At 70.6% G+C, this 19,941-nt stretch carries 15 protein-coding genes; 4 read left to right on the forward strand and 11 right to left on the reverse strand.

The genetic code is table 11. The annotated features are described in order from the left end of the window. Positions 1–229: 229 nt before the first annotated feature. Both topA and KUTG_RS24815 read right to left on the reverse strand, forming a co-directional pair. Positions 230–3,040: a type I DNA topoisomerase gene (gene topA, locus KUTG_RS24810; protein WP_043720005.1), complete on the reverse strand. Its 2,811-nt coding sequence runs from the start codon at positions 3,038–3,040 to the stop codon at positions 230–232. Between the two features lie 212 nt (positions 3,041–3,252). Continuing rightward, positions 3,253–5,532, reverse strand: coding sequence for a sodium-translocating pyrophosphatase (locus KUTG_RS24815; protein WP_043720006.1), 2,280 nt, complete (start codon positions 5,530–5,532; stop codon positions 3,253–3,255). Between the two features lie 302 nt (positions 5,533–5,834). Here KUTG_RS24815 and KUTG_RS24820 point away from each other — a divergent pair, with 302 nt between their 5' ends. Further along, positions 5,835–8,165 carry a DEAD/DEAH box helicase gene (locus KUTG_RS24820; RefSeq protein WP_043730524.1) on the forward strand — a complete coding sequence of 777 codons (2,331 nt, stop codon included), beginning with the start codon at positions 5,835–5,837 and terminating at the stop codon, positions 8,163–8,165. An 804-nt stretch (positions 8,166–8,969) separates the two neighbouring features. On the opposite strand, the gene KUTG_RS24825 is transcribed toward KUTG_RS24820, so the two are convergent. From KUTG_RS24825 to ssd, 9 genes are all read right to left on the reverse strand, one after another. Continuing rightward, entirely contained in the window at positions 8,970–9,608 is a 639-nt protein-coding gene (locus KUTG_RS24825; RefSeq protein WP_043720009.1) for a bifunctional DNA primase/polymerase, read from the reverse strand. 262 nt (positions 9,609–9,870) lie between these two features. Beyond that, positions 9,871–10,272, reverse strand: coding sequence for an Rv3654c family TadE-like protein (locus KUTG_RS24830; protein WP_052395379.1), 402 nt, complete (start codon positions 10,270–10,272; stop codon positions 9,871–9,873). 200 nt (positions 10,273–10,472) lie between these two features. After that, on the reverse strand, positions 10,473–10,823 hold the full coding sequence (locus tag KUTG_RS24835; RefSeq protein ID WP_043720012.1) for a TadE family type IV pilus minor pilin: 351 nt from the start codon (positions 10,821–10,823) through the stop codon (positions 10,473–10,475). Continuing rightward, a complete protein-coding gene (locus KUTG_RS24840) occupies positions 10,804–10,989 on the reverse strand; it encodes a DUF4244 domain-containing protein (protein WP_043720015.1) in 186 nt (61 codons plus the stop codon). The genes KUTG_RS24835 and KUTG_RS24840 overlap by 20 nt, the downstream gene beginning before the upstream one ends. Before the next feature lie 18 nt (positions 10,990–11,007). Next, positions 11,008–11,664: a type II secretion system F family protein gene (locus KUTG_RS24845; protein ID WP_232240928.1), complete on the reverse strand. Its 657-nt coding sequence runs from the start codon at positions 11,662–11,664 to the stop codon at positions 11,008–11,010. Positions 11,665–11,723: 59 nt separating this feature from the next. Beyond that, the gene (locus KUTG_RS24850; RefSeq protein WP_157494746.1) at positions 11,724–12,059 is read right to left on the reverse strand and encodes a hypothetical protein; all 336 of its coding nucleotides are present in this window, start codon (positions 12,057–12,059) and stop codon (positions 11,724–11,726) included. Between the two features lie 245 nt (positions 12,060–12,304). Continuing rightward, positions 12,305–12,979 (reverse strand): type II secretion system F family protein, encoded by a 675-nt coding sequence (locus KUTG_RS24855; protein WP_052395381.1) that lies wholly within the window; start codon positions 12,977–12,979, stop codon positions 12,305–12,307. A gap of 135 nt (positions 12,980–13,114) precedes the next feature. Beyond that, entirely contained in the window at positions 13,115–14,260 is a 1,146-nt protein-coding gene (locus KUTG_RS24860; protein WP_043720021.1) for a TadA family conjugal transfer-associated ATPase, read from the reverse strand. After that, the gene (gene ssd, locus KUTG_RS24865) at positions 14,250–15,326 is read right to left on the reverse strand and encodes a septum site-determining protein Ssd (RefSeq protein WP_043720023.1); all 1,077 of its coding nucleotides are present in this window, start codon (positions 15,324–15,326) and stop codon (positions 14,250–14,252) included. The genes KUTG_RS24860 and ssd overlap by 11 nt, the downstream gene beginning before the upstream one ends. Positions 15,327–15,754: 428 nt before the next feature. Between ssd and KUTG_RS24870 the strand changes: the two genes are divergently transcribed. The 3 genes from KUTG_RS24870 to KUTG_RS24880 all read left to right on the forward strand — a co-directional run bounded on the left by KUTG_RS24870 (position 15,755) and on the right by KUTG_RS24880 (position 19,935). After that, positions 15,755–16,561 carry an HAD family hydrolase gene (locus tag KUTG_RS24870; RefSeq protein ID WP_043720026.1) on the forward strand — a complete coding sequence of 269 codons (807 nt, stop codon included), beginning with the start codon at positions 15,755–15,757 and terminating at the stop codon, positions 16,559–16,561. Positions 16,562–17,101: 540 nt separating this feature from the next. After that, a complete protein-coding gene (locus KUTG_RS24875; protein ID WP_084579766.1) occupies positions 17,102–18,718 on the forward strand; it encodes a glycoside hydrolase family 3 protein in 1,617 nt (538 codons plus the stop codon). Further along, complete coding sequence (locus tag KUTG_RS24880) at positions 18,715–19,935, forward strand: exo-beta-N-acetylmuramidase NamZ family protein (RefSeq protein WP_043720027.1); 1,221 nt, start codon at positions 18,715–18,717, stop codon at positions 19,933–19,935. The genes KUTG_RS24875 and KUTG_RS24880 overlap by 4 nt, the downstream gene beginning before the upstream one ends. The last annotated feature ends 6 nt before the right edge of the window (positions 19,936–19,941 follow it).

Here is a 19,941-nt window from a genome sequence, read left to right on the forward strand (position 1 = left end):
TCCGACCAGCCCGAAGGATCGACCGCGGCGGCCGCCACGAGCCCGGTCAGCGCATCCGGGTACACCGGCAGCGCCGGCAACGCCTGGGTGCCGTCCGGCCCGAACTCGCCTGCCATGCCCCCAGCGTAAACCGCCTGCACCCGCCCCCAACGACACATGTGGACCACATTCGACGCCGGACGTCGAATGTGGTCCACATGTGGTGAACCGGGGCTAGGGCCCGGTTGATTCAGCGCGGCGCCTTGGCGGGGGTCTTCTTGGCGGCCGGCTTCTTGGCCGCCGTGGTCTTCTTCTCGGCCGCCGGCTTCTTCTCCGCCGGCTTGCGCGTGGTCGTCTTCTTGGGGGCCGGGCCCTTGGCCCGCTTCTCCGCCAGCAGCTCGGCCGCGCGCTCGTCGGTCAGCTCCTCGACGCTGTCGCTCTTGCGCAGCGAGGCGTTGTACTCGCCGTCGGTGACGTACGGGCCGAACCGGCCGTCCTTGACCACCATCGGCTTGCCCGACACCGGGTCGTTGCCCATCTCCTTGAGCGGCGGCGCCGACGCGGCCGACTGGCGGCCCCGCTTCTTCGGCTCCGCGTAGATCTTCAGCGCCTCGTCCAGCGTGACCGTGAACAGCTGGTCCTCGGTGGCCAGCGACCGCGAGTCCGTGCCCTTCTTCAGGTACGGGCCGTAGCGGCCGTTCTGCGCGGTGATCTCCGCCCCCGACTCGGGGTCGTTGCCCACCACCCGCGGCAGCGAGAGCAGCTTGAGCGCGTCGTCCAGGGTCACCGTGTCCAGCGACATGTCCTTGAACAGCGAGCCGGTCCGCGGCTTGGGGGCCGTCGTCTTCTTGCCGTTCGTGCTCTCCGGCGCCTCCGGCAGCACCTCGGTCACATACGGGCCGAAACGGCCGTCCTTGGCCACGATCTCGTGCCCGGACACCGGGTCGGTGCCCAGCGTGCGGCCCTCCATCGGGGTGGCGAACAGCTTCTCCGCCACCTCCTGGGTCAGCTCGTCCGGCGGCATGCCGTCGGGCAGGTTGGCCCGCTGCGACTCCCCGTCGACGTCGCGCTCCAGGTACGGCCCGAAGCGGCCGACCCGGACCACCACGGTGTGGCCGTCGGCGTCGGCGAACATCGGGATCGAGTTGATCTGGCGCGGGTCGATGCCCTCGACGCTGGCGTCGATCAGCTTCTTCAGGCCGCCGCCGCGGCCGACCGAGCCGTCCGGGCCGATCTCGCCACCGAAGTAGAAGCCGTTCAGCCAGTTGGTGCGCTGCTGGTCGCCGGCGGCGATCCGCTCCAGCTCGTCCTCCATGGCGGCGGTGAAGTCGTAGTCCACCAGCCGCTCGAAGTGCTGCTCAAGCAGGCCGATCACCGCGAACGCCACCCAGGACGGGATCAGCGCCGAGCCGCGCTTCCAGACGTAGCCGCGGTCCTGGATCGTCTTGATGATCGTCGCGTACGTGGAGGGCCGGCCGATGCCCAGCTCTTCCATCATCTTGATCAGGCTGGCGTCGGTGTAGCGCGGCGGCGGGCTGGTGGTGTGCCCGTCCGGGCTCAGCTCCACCGCGGTGATCGCCTGGTCCTTGACCAGCTGCGGCAGCCGGCGCTCGGCGTCGTCGGCCTCGCCGCCGGCCTCGGAGTCGATCGACTCCACGTAGGCCTTGAGGAAGCCGGCGAAGGTGATCGTGCGGCCGGAGGCGGCGAACAGGCACTCCTCGCCCGTGGTCGAGGTGCCGGCGATGCGCACGCTCATCGTGGTGCCGCGGGCGTCGTTCATCTGCGACGCGATGGTCCGCTGCCAGATCAGCTCGTACAGGCGGAACTCGTCGGCGGCCAGCTCCTTGGCGACCTCGCCGGGTGTGCGGAACACCTCGCCGGCGGGGCGGATCGCCTCGTGGGCCTCCTGCGCGTTCTTGACCTTGCGGGTGTACTGCCGCGGCTGGGCCGAGACGTACTGGGCCCCGTAGAGCTGGGTGGCCTGGGCCCGCGCCGCGGACACCGCCGACTCCGACAGCGTGGTCGAGTCGGTACGCATATAGGTGATGTAGCCGTTCTCGTACAGCCGCTGGGCCGTGCTCATGGTCCGGTCCGCGGAGAAGCGCAGCTTGCGGCTGGCCTCCTGCTGGAGCGTGGACGTCATGAACGGCGCGTAGGGCCGCCGGGTGTACGGCTTCTCCTCGACCGAGGTGACCTTGAGCGCGGCGTCGGTCAGGCCGGCGGCCAGGCTCCTGGCCTCGGCCTCGGTCAGCATCCTGACCTCGCCGGAGCCCTTCAGCCTGCCGTCCGGGCCGAAGTCGCGGCCGGTGGCCAGCCGGGCGCCGTCCACCTGCACCATGCGGGCGGCGAACTGGCGGGGGTCGGCGTCGGCGCCCGCGTCGAGCTGCGCGCCGATGTCCCAGTAGGAGGCCGTGACGAAGCGGATCCGCTCCCGCTCCCGCTGCACCACGATCCTGGTCGCCACCGACTGCACCCGGCCCGCCGAGAGCTTCGGCATGACCTTCTTCCACAGCACGGGCGAGACCTCGTAGCCGTAGAGACGGTCCAGGATGCGCCGGGTCTCGTAGGCCTCGACCAGGTCGGTGTCCAGGTCACGGGGGTTGGCGGCGGCGGCGAGGATGGCCGGCTCGGTGATCTCGTGGAAGACCATCCGGCGGACCGGCACCTTGGGCTTGAGCGTCTCCAGCAGGTGCCACGCGATGGCCTCGCCCTCGCGGTCGCCGTCTGTCGCGAGATAGAGCTCGTCGACGTCCTTGAGCAGCTCCTTGAGCTCGGTCACCGTCGCCTTCTTGTCCGGCGTGACGATGTAGACCGGCTCGAAGCCGTGCTCGATGTCCACGGCGAGATTGGCCCAGGGCTCGCCCTTGTACTTGGCCGGGATCTCCGCCGCCTTGCGGGGCAGGTCCCGGATGTGGCCCTTCGACGACTCCACGACGAAGTTGCTGCCCAGGTAGGAGGCGATTTTACGGGCCTTGGCAGGCGACTCGACGATCACCAACCGACGGTGGCCGGACCCGTTCGCCCCGGCACCGCTCTTGTTCGCCTTTGTCGATCCAGCCACGCCGTCCCGCTCTCTTGTCTACCTGTGTCCCCAGCCCGCCACTATGCACCGCCGGACGCCGATGCCACGCGACACCGTGACGGACAGAGTGACATAACACAGCGCCGGCACCCATCGGGAGTAGTGACCGACACCTTGTTGGAGGACAATCCCTGCCGAAACGGCCCGTTTCGGAGGATACCCTCCGAAACGGGCCGTACTGGTTCCGTAAATCAGCTGACGCCGTTGGCCACGGTCTCCGCCGGCGCGTCGGCGATCGTCGTCGAGCGGCGCTTGGAGATCACCACCGCGACCACGATGACGGCGACGGCCGCGACCGCGATGGCGATGCGGATCGCCGGCGACTGGCCCGCGGCGCTCAGCGCCACGATGGCCGGCGCGATCAGCACCGACACCAGGTTCATCACCTTCATCAGCGGGTTGATGGCCGGGCCCGCGGTGTCCTTGAACGGGTCGCCGACGGTGTCGCCGATGACCGTCGCGGCGTGCGCGTCGGAGCCCTTGCCGCCGTGGTTGCCGTCCTCGACCAGCTTCTTCGCGTTGTCCCACGCGCCACCGGAGTTGGCGAGGAACACCGCCATCAGCGTGCCGGTGGCGATGGCGCCGGCCAGGTAGCCGGCCAGCGGGCCGACACCGAGACCGAAGCCCACCGCGATCGGGGCCAGGATCGCCAGCAGACCGGGGGTCGCCAGCTCACGCAGCGAGTCGCGGGTGCAGATGTCCACCACGCGGCCGTACTCCGGGCGGACGCTGCCGTCCATGATGCCCGGGTTCTCCTTGAACTGACGGCGCACCTCGAACACGATCGCGCCGGCCGCCCTGGTCACCGCGTTGACCGCGAGACCGGAGAACATGAACACCACGGCCGCGCCCACGATCAGGCCGACCAGGGTGCTCGGGGTGAACACCGCGAACGTCGCGTTCACGTTCTCGGCCACCACGTTCAGGCCGGCCCCGTTGACATACGAGCCGAACAGCGCGGTCGCCGCCAGCACGGCCGTCGCGATCGCGATGCCCTTGGTGATCGCCTTGGTGGTGTTGCCGACCGCGTCCAGCTCGGTCAGGATCTTCGCGCCGTCCTCGCTGACCTCGCCCGACATCTCGGCGATGCCCTGCGCGTTGTCGGAGACCGGACCGAAGGTGTCCATCGCGACGATGACGCCCACCGTGGTGAGCAGGCCCGTGCCGGCCAGCGCCACCGCGAACAGCGCGACGGCGACGGAGCCCGACAGCAGGAACGCGCCGTACACGGCCGCGCCGATGACGAGCGCGGTGTAGACGGCCGACTCGAAGCCCACCGAGATGCCGGACAGGATCACCGTGGCGGCGCCGGTCAGCGAGGTCTCGCCGACCGTCTTGACCGGCTTGTACTCGGTGCCGGTGAAGTAGCCGGTCAGCCACAGGATGATGGCCGCCAGCACGATGCCGATGATCACGGCGACCGCCGCGATCAGCGCCGGGTTGCCGCCGTCGGTGATGCCGCCGGTGAGCTTGGCGAAGGTGCTCGGCAGGTAGGCGAAGGACGCGATCGTGCACAGCACCGCGGAGATCACCGCGGAGATGTAGAACGAGCGGTTGATCGCCGACAGGCCGTTCTCGCCCGGCCGGGCCTTGGTGATGTAGACGCCGATGACCGCGGTCAGCACGCCGATGGCCGGCACGATGAGCGGGAACAGCAGGCCCTGCGTGCCGAAGGCCAGCGAGCCGAGGATCAGCGCGGCGACCAGCATCACGGAGTAGGACTCGAACAGGTCCGCCGCCATGCCGGCGCAGTCACCCACGTTGTCGCCGACGTTGTCGGCGATGGTCGCGGCGTTGCGCGGGTCGTCCTCGGGGATGTTCTGCTCGACCTTGCCGACCAGGTCGGCGCCCACGTCGGCGGCCTTGGTGAAGATGCCGCCGCCGACACGCATGAACATGGCGAGCAGGGCGGCGCCGAAGCCGAAGCCCTCCAACACCTTGGGGGCCTCGCCGGCGTAGGCGAGCACCACGATCGAGGCGCCGAGCAGGCCGAGGCCGACGGTGCTCATGCCGACCACACCACCGGTGCGGAAAGCTACGCGCATCGCCTTCTCGCGACCGCCGTCGGGCTCGTTGGCGGCTGCGGCCACGCGCAGGTTCGCGCGGGTCGACAGCCACATGCCGAGATACCCGATGGCCGCCGAGAACAGCGCGCCGATGATGAAGAAGACAGAGCGGCCGATGCGTTCGCCCGTACTGTCCGCGGGAAGGAAGAACAGCAGCACGAAGACGATGACCACAAAAATGGCCAGCGTGCGGAACTGCCGGTTGAGATAGGCCGCGGCGCCCTCTTGAACAGCCTTCGCGATGTCCTGCATCTTCGGGGTGCCCTGGCCAGCGGCCAGCACCTCCTTGCGCAGCACGACCGCGATGGCCAGGGCGATGATGGCGACCACGGCGACCACACCGACGATGGTGTAGTCACCCCCGGACAGCGTTAGAGCGCCGTCCGCGAGTTGAAGCCGGGACATCCGTCCTCCTGGTGACGTCATGCGTGTTACAGCCGTCAGCGCCAGGAGCCAATGTCGTGCGTCGGCTCCGACGCAGCGTGTGCACCCTCACACAAGGGTGCGATGCCGGCGGAGTCTATTGGTCGGTCAAGTCGGCCAGACGATCAGTCCCGTTCCGTTCACAGTCCGTTATGTTCGAACGGCCCTGTGAATCGATACAGGACGCGTCTGCGCCGCCTGTGGCGATGCGCCGGCCGACACCTTCCGTGAACGCCCGCTCGGCCGGTCGAGTGGTGTCGCACCTGTGTGCGAAGCTCGGGGCTGTGGGCGGAACCGAGCGTGGTCGCGAATTGCTGCGGCGCGTCCTGGCCGGAGTGCCGGCGGGCGAGTCGCCGCTGACGCACGTCACCGACCAGCCCGAACGGCGCGGACGGCACGCCGACTGGCCGGGCTGGGTCGATCAACAGCTGGTCAGCGCGTTGCGCGCCGGCGGCGTCGAGCGGCCCTGGACGCACCAGGCGCGGGCCGCCGAGCTCGCCTGGTCAGGAAAACATGTGGTCCTCGCCACAGGGACCGCGTCCGGGAAGTCGCTCGGGTACCAACTGCCGGTGCTGAGCCGTCTGGCTGAAGATCCACGGGCGACCGCGCTGTACCTGTCCCCGACCAAGGCGCTCGGGGCCGACCAGCTCCGATCCGTGCGGGCGCTGGGCGTCGACGACGTGCGCCCCGCCTCGTTCGACGGCGACACCCCCATGGTCGAGCGGGACTGGGTGCGGGCCCACGCCCGCTGGGTGTTCACCAACCCCGACATGCTGCACCGGGGCGTGCTGCCCAACCACGCCCGCTGGTCGACCTTCTTCCGTCGGCTGACCTACGTCGTCATCGACGAGTGTCACTCGTACCGGGGTGTCTTCGGCTCGCACGTCGCCCTGCTCATGCGCCGGCTGCGCCGGGTCGCCGCCAAGTACGGGTCCTCGCCCGTGTTCGTGCTGGCCTCCGCCACCGTCGCCGACCCCGCCGGCTCCGCCGAGCGGCTCTGCGGCCTGACCTTCGAGGCCATCGACGAGGACGCCTCACCCCGGGGCGAGCGGACCGTCGCCCTGTGGGAGCCGCCGCTGCTGGAGGAGCTCGCCGGCGAGAACGGCGCCCCCATCCGCCGCGCCGCCGGCACCGAGGCCGCCCGGATCCTGGCCGACCTCGTCATCGAGAAGGCCCGCACCCTCGCCTTCGTCCGCTCCCGCCGCGGCGCCGAGCTCACCGCCCTGACGGCCCGCCGCATCCTGGCCGAGGTCGATGACGACCTGCCCGGCCGCGTCGCCGCCTACCGTGCCCGGCTTCCTGCCCCGAGGAACGGTCGGGGCCCTGGGAGCGATCCCTGTCCCGACGGCCGACTCCTCGGCGTCGCCCACCACCCAACGCCCTTGAGCTCGGCGGTCGACATCGCCGGGCTCGACGCCGTCGTCGTCGCCCGGCTTATCCCGGGAACGCTTGGCCTCCTTTCTGCAGGCAGGCCGCCCGGGCCGGCCCGCACCGCCAACGGGTCGCTCCGTCGGTGTTTCGTGGCCAGGGACGATCCGTTGGACACTTACCTCGTGCACCTTCCCGCCGCCGTGCTCGACAAGCCCGTCGAGGGCACCGTGCTCGATCTCGGGAACCTCTACGGGCTGGCCCCGCAGCTCGTCTGGCCCGCCGCTGAGCTGCCCCTCACCGCAGACTGCATCACGACCCTCGGCGGCGCCGTCGCCCGGGAGATCGTCGACGACCTCGTTCGCGACGGCCTGCTTCGACGGCGCCCCAACGGCTGGTACTGGACCTCCCGCGAGCGCCCCCACGCCGGCGTCGACATCCGTGGCTCCGGCGGCGAGCAGATCGCCGTCGTCGAGGGCGATTCCGGCCGCATGCTCGGCACCGTCGACCCCGGCTCCGCCACCTGGCAGGTCCACCCCGGGGCGCTGTACCTGCACCAGGGCACCTCGTACGTCGTCGACGAACTCCTGTTGGAGGACAGCCTCGCGTTTGTCCATGCCGAGGACCCCGAGTGGACCACCCAGCCCCGCAACGTCGTCGACATCTCCGTCGTCCGCACCGCCCAGAAGGACCGCTTCGACGGCGTCGACCTGTGCCTCGGCGAGGTCGACGTGACCTCCCAGGTCGTCGGCTACCTGCGCAAACTCCCCTCCGGCCGCGTCATCGACCAGGTGCCCCTCGACCTGCCCGAGCAGACCCTGCGCACCCGGGCCGTCTGGTACACCGTCAGCCAGGAGCTGCTGGAAGCGGCCGGTATCCCCGCCCCCCGCGTCCCCGGCTCCCTCCACGCCGCCGAGCACGCCGCCATCGGTCTGCTGCCCCTGTTCGCCACCTGTGACCGTTGGGACATCGGCGGCGTGTCCACCGCCATGCACGCCGACACCGGCGAGGCCACCGTCTTCGTCCACGACGGCCACCCCGGCGGCGCCGGCTTCGCCGACCGCGGCTACGCCGCCCTCGTCCCCTGGCTCACCGCCACCCGCGAGGCCATCGCCTCCTGCGAGTGCCTGATGGGCTGCCCCTCCTGCGTCCAGTCCCCCAAGTGCGGCAACGGCAACGAGCCCCTGGACAAGGACGGCGCGGTGGCCGTCCTCACCGCCGTCCTCAACGCCATCGCCGCGAAGTAGAACCCCGCCACGACACCGGAATCACCACGCCCCACCTATCCCAGCCAAGCCCGCTCGACCCGCAGGCTCGCTCGACCCGGTCGGTCCGGTCCGCTCGACCCGGTCCGGTCCGCTCGACCCGGTCCGGTCCGGTCCGCTCGACCCGGTCCGGTCTTGTACAACCCGATGTTGTCGAACCGATCCAGTCCAACCTGGTCCGGCCCGATCCACACCCGGCCCGATCCACACCCGGTCTGATCGACCCCCCGGTCCGATCCAGCCCAATCCAGCCCGATCCGATCCAGCCCGATCCGGTGAGAGCGGTCCCACAAGTGCGCCCGCCCTCACACAATCACCGGTGAGAGCGCTCTCACGGCCTGCTGAGACGGTGTCGGGATATCGAGGAAGACTCTGGTCTGGAGGCTGAAACAGCCGAATGCGCCGTGGGTGTCGGTCTGGACCCGGCACCCACGGCGCACTCGTTACTGCCGAACCTCCGACCATCGCCTGCAACCGCGTTGTGTGAGCGACCGTCGAGGGTGGTGTGCCGACCGCGTGGCGCTCGCGGACACCTGGGAGGCGGTGGTGTCCGGCGCGGCGGTCGCCCTCGGGGGCCGGCGGGTGTGGCCCCGGTCCCGGTCGCTTCCGGGAGGCGATCTTCCGGTGTCGGTGTTCGGCCTTGCACCTGTCCCGCGTCGGCCTCGCCCACGAACGGGAACGGCGAGCGGACGGTCGGGCAGGGTTGGTGCGGTGGCTGCGTCGGGTCCCGCGCTCGGGGTTAGTCGCGGGAGGACGTCACGGGGCCCGACGCAGCCGGCAGGGCGATCAGAAGGAGTCGGCCGCCACGAGGCGCTGGGCGGAGGCGCCCAGCAGCTCGGCGCCGTGATCCGGTCGGGTGGCCTCGACGAGGGCCTCCTGCACGACCTGGGAATCCGGCAGCGACCAACCGCAGACCTCGGGCTTGACCCTCCAGTGCACGACACCGTGCTGGAAAGGCGTGGGGGGCAAGGGGATCCAGCTGTCCAGGCCGTGCAGCACGACATCGCCGCGTCCGGCGAGTTCGGCCGACAGCTCCTGGCCCGAGTTGACCAGGAACATCCACTTGCCGGCAGGGGTAGCGGCGATCGGCACCGGCACGCCGGTCGTGCGCAGCACACTCGCCACGCGACGGCCCAGCTCGGCGTCCACCTCGATGGCGTCCACCACGTGGCCGGTGGCGACCAGCAGGCTATACCGACGACCGGTCCACCACGCGGCGACCTGCTCCGGCTTGGTGCCGATCCGGTCCTGCCAGTCACGGTGCACCGGCATCGGGCCGGTCTCCTCGACGCCGTCCCTGCCCGCCCACTGCGAGCCCGTCGGATAGGTGCCCGGCAGCACCGGCCAGCCGCGCCACGCGAGGCCCATGGCCTCAGCACGCAGCTCGATGCGGAACGCGCCGCGCCAGCTATCCGACCAATCCATCTTCTGTCGCCTCCTTGACTGTCAGGCACCGTGTCGGCGCCCACAACACACTCAACGGCACCGGGTGCCGCCTCCGTAACCCCGCGTCGACCACTGGTAGCTGACGCACGGCGAGTGATGTGTCGAACAGCGATGGGCTGAACGGTGGACGGCAGCCCATCTCGCGATGACGGACGGCATCGAAGAGTGACGACACGCGGCCAACCGGGTGTGACACCACTCACCGATGCTCAGCGACCGCTCGTCGTGCCATTGCCGGCCATCAGCCACCATGCACTTCAGTCGGACCTGCACGGGCATGGGCGTTGGCCGTGCCCGACAACACCGCCCATCCCGGCAGTCGAGCGGTCACCTCCACATACGCCTCCCATCCGACGACGCGACAAGCGGTCGTCGTGACCGACATCCGGTCGGCGACCCACCGCGCCCGCTCGCACGCACGGTCCGCTCCGGCCAGCACCTGACCGGCCGCCGCCAGCGCCGCCTGGTCGGCCGCCGCCTCGACCCGATGTCGGGTCAGCACGGCCCCTCCGACCTGGAGCCCGAGCAGCGTGACCACCATCAGCGCCACGGCCATCCCGGCCACCAGAACCGTCGCCGATCCCCGGTCGTCCCGCAGCCGCTCGCCCCAACGCGATGGGCCACTCCCATGCGCTGGGGCCATCCCGGCCCCCTGCACCGCGGCCGAATCCCGGTCGTCCCAGACCCGTTCGTCCCAACCTGGTGGGCCAAACCCACCTGCGTCGGCCATCTCGGCCGGCTGCACGGTGGCCGAGCCCCAGTCCTCCTGGACCCATTCGCCCCGGCTTGGCGGGCCACATCCGCTCCCACCCGCAGCACGGCGACCGCGTTGCCGTTCACCAGTCATCCAGTCACCCCCGGTTCGAGCACTGCGTAGGCCGTGCCCGAAGGGCGGAGTCCGGGCAGCAGCGGCACGGACCGGGCAGTGACGGTCACGCTGACCTCGTCACCGTTGACGGTGATCGACACGTCGGCGTCGGCGGGGCCGAGTTGCCGGGCGGCTTCGGCGGCACGGGCACGGTCGCCACGGGCGACGAGGCGGGCGACCACGGCGGCGGTGTCGACGGCCCGCATGGCGGCGACCACGGCCGTGATGGCCGACAGACCCAGCACGAGCATCACGGCCAGGCTGCAGATGGCGATGGCGGCCTCGACGGTGACCGAACCCCGGTCGCTACTGAAACGAGAGGGCACGATCGATCAGATGCTTGACGGCGGCGGCCACCTCGGGCCCTTTCACGATCATGAGCAGCACACCCCCGAGCGCGACGGCGACGAACGCGACCATGGCGTACTCGAAGGTGGCCGAACCGTCGTCGGAAGCGAGCAGTACACGGATCCGGCGCAGCAAGGCCCGCATCGTTCCTCCTTGGTGATGTCACCAACTGATGAGCAGTTGTCCGGCCAGTCCGAGCACCACGGGCACGATGCCCAGGCAGAGGAACGCCGGTAGAAAACACAATCCGAGCGGCCCGGTGATCAGGACCGCCGCCCGTTGGGCGCGGGCCTCGGCCGTGTCGGCGACTCCGCTCTGATCCGCCGCGCCAGGCCGTCGGCCATCTCGGCCAGGGCGGTGCCGGAACGTGTTTTTGTTGCGAGCACCCCTCGCCAACGCCTCCGTCGCCGGCTCGGCCAGCGCCGGAGCCCACGCCTGCACCGGGTCCGATCCCAGCGCCAGCAGGTCGGCCGTGCGGAGCAACACCTCGGCACACCCCGGGGGCGCATCCGCGGCTACGGCCCTGATCGCCGTCGGCACGGGCAGCCCCGCCCGCAGGCATGCCGCGAGCAGATCCCACGTCGCGGCCAGGCGCGAGGGATCCGGTGGCGGCGGTCCTCGCCGCATCGCCCGGCGGCACCAGAGGAACGCCGCCGCCGACACCACCAGCGCGGGCACCCAGCCGAACACCACTCCCGCCAGCGCCCCACCAGCTATGCCGGTCAACACCGGCAACCACTCGGCCGGAACCCTCGGGCCGCGCCGGGTGGCCGGCTCGGGCGGCCCGAACACCATCGCCAGCCGAACGCGAGCGGTCATCGGGCCGGGTAGCACCAGCAGTGCAAGAGAGAAGAGGAAGGAGGACAGCGCGTACCCGATCACTGGCGGCCCACCAAGCTCAGTCGCCCCACCAGCCGCTGCCGCCCTATCACGACGGCCGCTGTGGTGCATACGGAATCCAGCATCACGGCATACACGGACGGCCGGTGATGGCGGCCGCCGGAACGACTGCGCGCGATCAGCGCCACAACCGCCCAGACGGTGCATATGGCCTGCGACAAGGCCGGCTCCACCCGGACGCGATGACGGCGGCCAGCGCGGCTGTCCGCGATCAGCGCCGCAACCACCGGGACCATGAAAACCGATCGGGACATGGCCAGCTCCACCGAAACGCGATTCCGGCTATCTGCACGACCACCCTCGATCAGAGCCATGACCGATGAGGCCATGAATGCGGGCGGCGGCGAGGTCGGTGAGGTGGGGGCGTGATGTCGAGCTTGGGGAGGTGTGTGCCGACGAAGGAGGTGGCGGCGGAGCGCACGAACTGTGACGGACAGATTGGCGAGGGGAGTGGAGAGGCGTGGAGTGGTGGTGGCGGGGGTGTGTACGAAGTGCGCGGCTGCCGGTGGGCGGTGGGGGGCCGAACACGGGCTGGGGTAACGGAAGCGGGGATAGGTGGTCATGGCGTCACCGCGTGGTCGGTCAGCTTGGCGCTCCAGACGACGCCGGCGCAGATGAGGAGGGCGCCGACGGCGAGGAGGAGCTGGCCGATGGGGGTGTCGGAGAGGACGTGCAGGGGGTGCGCGTCGATGGCCTCGCCCAGCAGGACGCCGAGTTCGGGCAGGGCGGCCAGGACGGCGGCGCTGGCGCGGGGGCCGGCCATGCGGGCGTGGACCTGGCGGGCGAATTGGAGGCGCTGGTCTAGGTCCCGGCGTACGGAGTCGAGCACCTCGGCGAGCGGGAGTCCATGGCGGGCGGCGAGGCGCCAAGCGCGGCCGACCTGGCCGAGAACGCCGGCGAGGGAAGGTTCGGTGGAGGCGCTGCGGACCAACGCCCGATCGACGTCACCGCCGAGGCGGGCGGTGTTGGCCACGGTGCTCATTGCCCTGGCCGCCAAGGGATCGGCGTCGATGGCGGCACGTTCGGCGGCGGTCGCCGGGTGGGCGCCGACGCGGAGTTCGGCCACCATGGCACCGAGGGCGCCGACCATGCCCTCCGCGGCCTGGGTCCGGAGCCGAAGCCTGCGGCGCGAATGCCAACGCCGCCAACAAGTCGTGCACAGGACGGCATTGGCGACCGCGCCGCCCGGGCCCAGCACGCACCACCCGACGACAGCGCCGACAACGGCCAGCATGGTGTTGGTCGGCCTAGGTAGGCGCCAACGACGCCTGGTCGGGCGAGCCGCGGGCATCAGCGCTCGTAGTCGACGTGGGGCATGCCGGGACTGGCCAGACCAGGACGGCAACGGCCAGCAGGGCGACGGAAAGACTCAGCATGGGAAGCCCCGTTCGGCCAGGAGGTCGGCAAGCAGCGGCCACGCCTCGGTGGGATGGCCGGCACGCCAGGCAGTGCGAACCACGACCTCGTCGGCATCGCGAGTGAGCACGCCGATCTCGACGAGGCGGCGGTTGCCGTCGGAGGAGCGTTTGAGGTGGAGGACAACGCGGATGGCGGCGGCCAGCTGGCTGTGCAGGGCGGCGCGCGAGACGCCGCCGAGGGCGGCGAGGGCCTCCATACGAGCGGGGACCTCGGCGGCGGAATTGGCGTGCAGGGTGCAGGCGCCGCCGTCGTGGCCGGTGTTCAGGGCCGCGAGCAGCTCGCACACCTCGGCCCCGCGGACCTCGCCCACGACGATGCGGTCGGGGCGCATGCGCAGCGCCTGCCGAACGAGTTCACGGGAGGTGACCTCGCCGGCTCCTTCGACGTTGGGCGGACGGGAGACGAGACGGACGACCTGGGGATGATCGGGGTGGAGCTCGCCGGCGTCCTCGACGCAGACGACGCGTTCGCCGGCAGGTACCTGGCCGAGCAGGGCTCCGAGCAAGGTGGTCTTGCCGGAGCCGGTGGCCCCGATGACGAGGAAGGCGAGGCGGGCTCGAACGATCCGGATCAGCAGCTCCTCGGCGGCGGCGTCGAACAGGCCGAGGTCACGGAGGGCGGACAGGTCGTGGCCGGCGGACCGTAGGACCCGCAGCGACAGGCTGGTGCCGTCGGCGGCGATGGGCGCGAGCATGGCGTGCAGCCGAATGCCGCTGGAAATCCAGGCATCCACGAAAGGTTGGGCGTCGTCGAGGCGTCGGCCGGCGGCCAGCGCCAGGCGCTGAGCCAGTTGTCGCACGGCGTCGTCGTCGCGAAAGGTGACCGAGGTGAGGCGAAGGCCGTCGGGACCGTCGATCCACACCCGGTCGGGCCCGGTGACGAGCACGTCGCTCACGCCGGGATCACGGAGCAGGGGCGCGAGCTGCCCCAGGCCGGAGAACTCCTGCCGCAGCTCGCGAACGGCGCCGAGGGTGTCAAGATCGCTGGCCACGCCGCCGGTTTCGGCCCGGAAGGCATCGGCCATCTCGGCGTCGGTGACGCCACCGCCGATGGTGGCGATGCGGTCTCGCACGCGTTCCACGAGGTCACGCCGCATCGGGCACCCCGCACAGGACCTCGACGGCCAGGTCGGCGGCGTCGGCCAGTGGACCGCGCGGCCGAGCCGGCGGACGGCCGGCTTCGAGCGACATGGCCAGGCCGGGCTCGGCCGGCATGCCGGTCAACAGGTTCAGGCCGACAGTGCTGGCGACCTCGTCGGCCCGCAGGCCGCCCGGGGCCGGCCCACGCACCACGAGCTGAGCTTCCCGCCCTTCCTCGATGAAGCGCTCGACCAGGCGACGCGCGGCGGCGCAAGCCCGGAACTCGGCGGGCATCACGACGACGATCAGGTCGGCCCGGTCCAGCACGACGTTCGACGGCTCGGTCGGATGTCGCGGCAGGTCACAGATGACCAACTCGCCGCTGCGCTTGGCCGAGGTGACGACCGTGGCCACGGCCTGCGGATCGAGGTCGACGTTGCCGCGGTCGCAGGACAGGATCGTGAGCCGGGACTGCCCGCGTTCACTGCCGGGCAGTGCGGTGTGCAGCGAGGATGCGGCGACCCGGCCGGCGCTGAGTTTCAGCTCGGGCCATCGCAGCCCGTCCATCCGCTCCGCCCCGAGGACGAGATCGAGCCCGCCGGCCATCGGGTCGCAGTCGACGAGCAGCACTCGGCGACTTCGGCGCAGCGCCGCATAGCCGACGGCCGCAGCGAAAACGGATGCGCCCGCGCCTCCTCGTCCGCCGATCACGGCCATGATGCGCCCGGTGTCCTTGGCCGGGCCGGCGACGGCGTCGGCGATCGCCCCGGCCAGCCACGATTCCGCGTCCGGCAGGCCGACGACTCGTTCCGCGCCAACGGTCACGCCGTGCTCGAACATCACGGGCGGCGGCGTCCCGGCGGCGAGCAGCACCACGCCCGGTCTGCGTGGCAGGCCGACCTCGCCGCATCGCTGCGCGCCGTGTTCGTCCAGCACCACCATCGGCGCGTGGGCCCAGCCGGCGCGGACGGCAGAGACATCCGCCGCCCGTTCCACCTCGCAGCCGGCAGCCGCGGCGACTCTGAGCAGGTCGTCGAGCAGGTCGTCGTTGTCGACCAGGGCCAGCGGCCGTGCTCGGTCCACGTTCTCCCCCGTCCTCGTCCTGCGGCGCGGATGTGCGCCGCGGAACCAGACTCGCCCGGGCGGCGGGCGGCGAGGGGTCGTCGGAGATCCACATGTGGACAACTCGGGGGCTGTGGACAACTCGGCCGATGTTGATCTCTGCGGCCGAAATCGTCGGACCTGGTGGCCATACTGGAGCGGGCGATACCCGGGCTGCCGACCGGAGGCCAGGGACACGGAACCGGCGACGCGGAACCGGACGGAGATATGGGACGACCCCCGTCAGGGGGGAGGGACGGGGGTCGCCTAGGTTCAGTCCCGGGGGGTTGGACTGAACACGTCCGGATCTGTGGCCGGACCTCACTACTGTATCCCCCCGAAGGCCTCTCGCGCTTCCCATCCCCGCAACAGACACGCCATATTTTCGCGACGACACCTATGCTGGCGCCGTGGATCCCAGCACCGGCGCTCGTGTGGCGGCCTTTTTCGACCTGGACAAGACCGTCATCGCGAAGTCGAGTCTGCTGGCCTTCAGCCGCCCCTTCTTCCAAGGCGGCCTGATCAACCGCCGAGCGGTGCTCAAGAGCGCATACGCCCAGTTCGTGTTCATGCAGTCGGGCGCCGACGCCGACCAGATCGAGCGGATGCGCCAGCACATCACCGCGCTGTGCGCGGGCTGGGACGTCGGCCAGGTGCGGGCCATCGTCGAGGAGACGCTGCACGACATCGTGGACCCGCTGGTCTACAAGGAAGCCACCCAGTTGATCGCCGACCACCGTGCCGCAGGTCACGACGTGGTGGTGGTCTCAGCCTCCGGCCAGGAGATCGTCGCGCCGATCGCCGACATGCTCGGCGCCACGCAGAGCCTGGCCACGCGCATGGTGGTGGCCGACGGCCGCTACACCGGCGAGGTCGACTTCTACTGCTACGCCGAGAACAAGGCCGTCGCGATCAAGCAACTGGCCGCGGCCAACGGCTACGACCTCGCCGACTGCCACGCCTACTCCGACTCCGCGACCGACGAGCCGATGCTGGCCGTGGTCGGCCACCCGACCGCCGTCAACCCGGATCGGGCGCTACGCAAGGCCGCCGCCCAGCAGGGCTGGCCGGTGCTGACCTTCTCCGACCCGGTGTCGCTGCGGGCCCGCATCCCCACCCCGTCGGGGACTGCCGTCGCGGTCACCGCGGTGAGTCTGGGCGCGGTCGCGGCCGCCGGCGTCGCCTGGTACGGCATTCGCCGCCGCCGCCGGGCCTGAACTCCACCCGAAAAGGGCATCGGCGCAGGTCAAGATCTGTGCGGTCATCCTGATCGGTCACGCAGCGCCACTTGACCGGTGCACCCGACCGTGCCCTTGATGTGGCCGCCGTCACCCACTACAAAGGAAGTGCGGACATCGAGTCGGCCAGGGACGGAGCGGAGGAGAAGCCCCGTCCACCCCGGAAGATCTCCGTGCGCGAACGTCGGGCACCCACGCACAGCACGCCGCGGGAGGCATGTCGTCTGGGGGCTGCGTACCGGGACGCCGGACGCCGAGCACCCCACCTATACGACACTAGTTGCACGCTTGGTAACCCGATTAGTTCGCGCTGAGACTAGCGACTCCCCAGCCTCGTCGAGGCTGGGGAGTCGCTGTGTTCGCCGGAATTCACTGGGCCGATCCAGCGAGCGCCGTTGACCGCTCGACCGTGACGTCAGTAACTTGCCGATTGATCTGCATAGTCGGTGAGAAGATTTCCGGTCACGGGAGGCCGCCGTGCGCAGGACATTCGTCGCCCTACTGGCAGGGTTGGCCGCGATGGCCACCGCGATCCCCGGCGCCGCCGACGCCCGACCCGACCAGGTCACCGCCCTCATGGGCGGCATGAGCCTGGCCGAGAAGGTCGGCCAGCTGTTCATGACGTACGGCTACGGCCCGAACGCCGACACCGTGGACGCCCGCAACCAGACGGAGTTCGGCGTCGACACGCCCGCCCAGTTGGTGCAGAAGTACCACCTCGGCGGCGTCATCTACTTCGCCTGGTCGAACAACGTGCAGAACCCGACCCAGATCGCCGGGCTGTCCAACGGCCTGCAGAAGGCGGCGATCGGCTCCGGCGCGCACATCCCGCTGCTGATCTCCACCGACCAGGAAGAAGGCCTGGTCACGAGGATCGGCGCGCCGGCGACCACGTTCCCTGGCAGCATGGCGCTGGGCGCGAGCCGCAGCACCGCCAACGCCGAGCAGGCCGCCGCCATCACGGGGCGTGAGCTGCGGGCCATGGGCATCAACATGAACAACGCGCCGGATTCCGACGTGAACGTGAATCCGGCCAACCCGGTGATCGGGGTGCGCTCCTTCGGCTCGGACCCGGATCTGGTGTCGCGCATGGTGTCCGCGCAGGTCAAGGGCTACCAGTCGAGCGTGGTGACGACGGCCAAGCACTTCCCCGGCCACGGCGACGCCGCCACCGACAGCCACACCGGCCTGCCGGTCATCGACCACGACAAGGCCACCTGGGAGAAGATCGACGCGCCGCCGTTCCGAGCCGCGATCGCCAGTGGCGTCGACGTGATCATGAGTGCTCACATCGTCTTCCCGAAGATCGACCCGTCCGGCGACCCGTCGACGCTGTCGCCGACCGTGCTCACCGGCATGCTGCGGGACAAGCTCGGCTACCGCGGCATGGTGATCACCGACTCGCTCCAGATGGCCGGCGTGCGGCAGAAGTACACCGACGCCGAGATTCCGGTGAAGGCGCTCCAGGCCGGCGCGGACATGCTGCTGATGCCGCAGAACGTCGGCACCGCCGTGGACGCGGTGATCAGCGCCGTGAAGACCGGGCAGCTGTCGGAGCGGCGGATCGACCAGAGCGTGGCCCGCATCCTGGCCGTCAAGCTGCGGCGGGGCGTGCTGTTCAACCCGTTCACCGACGTCAACGCCGTGGCCAAGAAGGTCGGCACAGCCACGAATCTGGCCACTGCGCAGCGCATCACCGACTCGACGGTCACCGTGCTCAGCAATGACGGCGCGCTGCCGCTGAAGGCGAAGTCCGTGCTGGTCACGGGCTGGGGCGTGACGACGACCCAGACTCTGGCCGATGCCCTGACCGCACAAGGCATTCCGGCCAGCAAGACCGCCACCGACTACGACGCGATCGTGGTGACGACGAACGGCGCCGCGACCGATCCCGGTCAGCAGCAACAGGTTCGCAACCTGGTAGCCACCGGCAAACCGGTGATCGCCGTCGGCGTCGGCAATCCGTACGACCCGGGGGCGATTCCCGAGGCCCGCACGTGGATCGACACCTACTCGTACACCGCGGTGTCGATGCGGTCGCTGGCCCGGGTGATCGCCGGGGCGGTCGGGCCGCGCGGCAAGCTGCCCGTGGACATCCCCAACTCCTACTCCTTCGGCACGGGAATGACCTGGTGAGCCTGTCCCGCAGGGGTTTCCTGGCCGCGGCGGCGCTGACCGCGGCGGCGCCGGCCGTGCCCGCGCAGGCGGAGTCGCAGAAACGCCTCAACGGCGCGGACGTGCTCGCCGCCGAGGGCTACAAACGCCTGCGGGGCCGCAAGGTCGGGGTGCTGACCAACCCGACCGGCGTGCTGGCCGACCTGACGCATCTGGTCGACGACATGGTGGCCCACCAGCTCCGTCCGGTCGCCGTTTTCGGCCCGGAACACGGCTTTCGTGGCACTGCGCAGGCCGGCGGATCCGAGGGTGACTACACGGATCCGCGGACCGGGATCCCCGTCTACGACGCGTACAACGTCACCGTCGACAAGCTGGCGGCCATGTACCGCAAGGCGGGCGTGGACACCGTGGTGTTCGACATCGCCAATGTCGGCGCGCGCTTCTACACCTACACGTGGACGATGTTCATCGCCATGGAGGCGGCCGCCGCGACGGGGGCGTCGTTCATGGTGCTGGACCGGCCGAATCCCATCGGCGGCCAGGCGTACGGGCCGCAGCTGGACCCGAAGTTCGCCACGCTCGTCGGCCTGAAGCCGGTCGTGCAGCAGCCGGGCATGACCGTCGGCGAGCTGGCCCGGCTGTTCGACGCCGAGTTCCTGACGACCCGGCTGAGCAGCCTGGAGATCGTCAAGTGCACGGGATGGCGGCGAAACGACCTGTTCAGCGGGCAGTGGGTGCCGCCGAGCCCGAACATGCCGACCGCCGACACGGCGCTGCTCTACCCAGGCACCTGCCTGTTCGAGGGCACTCTGCTGTCCGAGGGCCGCGGCACCTGTCGCCCGTTCGAGACCATCGGCGCGCCCGGCATCGACTGGCAGTGGGCCGAGCGGCTCAACGGCCTCAGCCTGCCGGGAATCGAGTTCCGCGAGGCCTACTTCGTGCCGACGTTCAGCAAGTTCGTCAACCAGACCTGCGGCGGCGTGCAGGCGCACTTGACCGACCGGCCGCGGATCGACGCCATCCGCACCGCCGTCGCGATGATCGTGACGGCCCGCGATCTGTACCCGAAAGTGTTCGGTTGGCGGCCGGACAACTGGGTCGACAACCTCAGCGGTTCGGCCCGTCTGCGCAGCATGGTGGACGCGGGCGCGGGGGTCGACGACGTCGTGGGCGCATGGGCGGGCGAGCTCGCCGCCTTCCGCCGTGATCGCATCCGGTATCTGCTGTACAGATGAGGTGGC

The organism is Kutzneria sp. 744 (assembly GCF_000568255.1).
In the GTDB taxonomy this organism is placed as follows: Bacteria; Actinomycetota; Actinomycetes; order Mycobacteriales; family Pseudonocardiaceae; genus Kutzneria.